The 1,517-nt window shown below is 67.4% G+C and carries 1 protein-coding gene; it reads right to left on the reverse strand.

Annotated elements, in window-relative coordinates:
- On the reverse strand, window positions 1–1,517 hold a 1,517-nt coding region (mrdA, locus tag GT042_RS04415), incomplete at both ends, for a penicillin-binding protein 2 (RefSeq protein WP_161307370.1).

Below are 1,517 nucleotides of genomic sequence, written 5' to 3' on the forward strand. Positions count from 1 at the left end.
CCCTGGGAGATCGTCATCACGATCGTGTAGTCCTTGGTGTACGAGGCGAACCACGAGGTCGTCTGCTTGCCGTAGACCTCGGCGGTACCGGTCTTGGCGTGCATCGGGATCCTGTCCTGCGGCCAGCCGCCGAACCGCCACGCGGCCGAACCGCGCGTCGCCACGCCCGCCAGCGCCTCGTCGATCTCGTCGCGCGTCTTGCGGTCGAACGGCAGCCGGCCGTGCGCCTTGGGCGCGATCTCCTCGACCCGCTTGCCGTCGGCGCTGATGATCGCCTTGCCGACGGTGGGGTTGAAGAGCGTGCCTCCGTTGGAGATGGCCGAGTAGATCGTCGCCATCTGGATCGGCGTGACGAGCGTGTCGCCCTGCCCGATCGAGTAGTTCACCGAGTCACCCGCGCGCATCCGGTCGCCTTCGAGGCAGCCTTCGTACGCGATCTGCTCGACGTACGTGCCGCCCTTCTTGCCCTGCTTGCACCAGGAGGCCTTGTTGGCCTTCCAGAAGTTCTTCTTCCACTGCCGGTCGGGCACCCGCCCGGTGACCTCGTTGGGGAGGTCGATGCCGGTCTCCTTGCCCAGACCGAACTGGTGGGCGGTCTTGTAGAACCAGTCGCCGGGGTTCTTCTTCGGCTTCATCCCCCCGTCCTTCTGCCACTCCTTGTGCGCGATCCCGTAGTAGACGGTGTCGCAGGAGACCTCCAGGGCCTTGCCGATGGTGATGCTGCCGTAGCCCTGGGACTCGAAGTTCTTGAAGACCTGCCCACCGACGGAGTACGAACTGGGGCAGGGGTAGCTGCCGTTGAAGTCGTACCCGGCGTTGACGGCGGCCGTCGAGGAGATGACCTTGAAGATGGACCCGGGGGCCGCCTGGCCCTGGATCGCCCGGTTCAGGAGCGGGAAGTTGGACTTCTTGCCGGTGAGCTTCGCGTAGTCCTTGGCCGAGATGCCCCCGACCCACGCGTTGGGGTCGTACGTCGGCTGGGACGCCATCGCCACCACCCGGCCGGTCTTCGCCTCCATCACCACCACGGCACCGGAGTCCGCCTTGTAGTTCACGCCGGTGTTGCGGTCGATCTCCTTGCGGGCGGTCTTCATCGCGTTGTGGAGTTCGTACTCGGCGACGGCCTGCACGCGCGCGTCCACGGAGGTGACCACGTTGGCGCCGGGCCGCGCCTCGTCGCTCATCGCCTGGCCGATGACGCGGCCGAGGTTGTCGACCTCGTAGCGGGTCACGCCGGCCTTGCCGCGCAACTCCTTGTCGTACGTACGCTCCAGGCCCGAGCGGCCCACCTGGTCCGAGCGCAGGTACGGCGAGAGGGTGTCCTGCGCCTTGGTGATCTCCTCGTCGGTGACGGGCGAGAGATAGCCGAGCACCTGCGAGGTGTTGGCGAGACCGGGCGCGGCGTAGCGGCGGACGGCCGTGGGCTCCGCGGTGATGCCGGGGAAGTCCTCCGTGCGTTCACGGATCTGGAGGGCCTGCTGGGTGGTGGCCTCGTCGGTCACCGGGATCGGCTGGTA

The sequence above is a fragment of the Streptomyces sp. SID3212 genome, assembly GCF_009865405.1.
Taxonomy (GTDB): Bacteria; Actinomycetota; Actinomycetes; order Streptomycetales; family Streptomycetaceae; genus Streptomyces.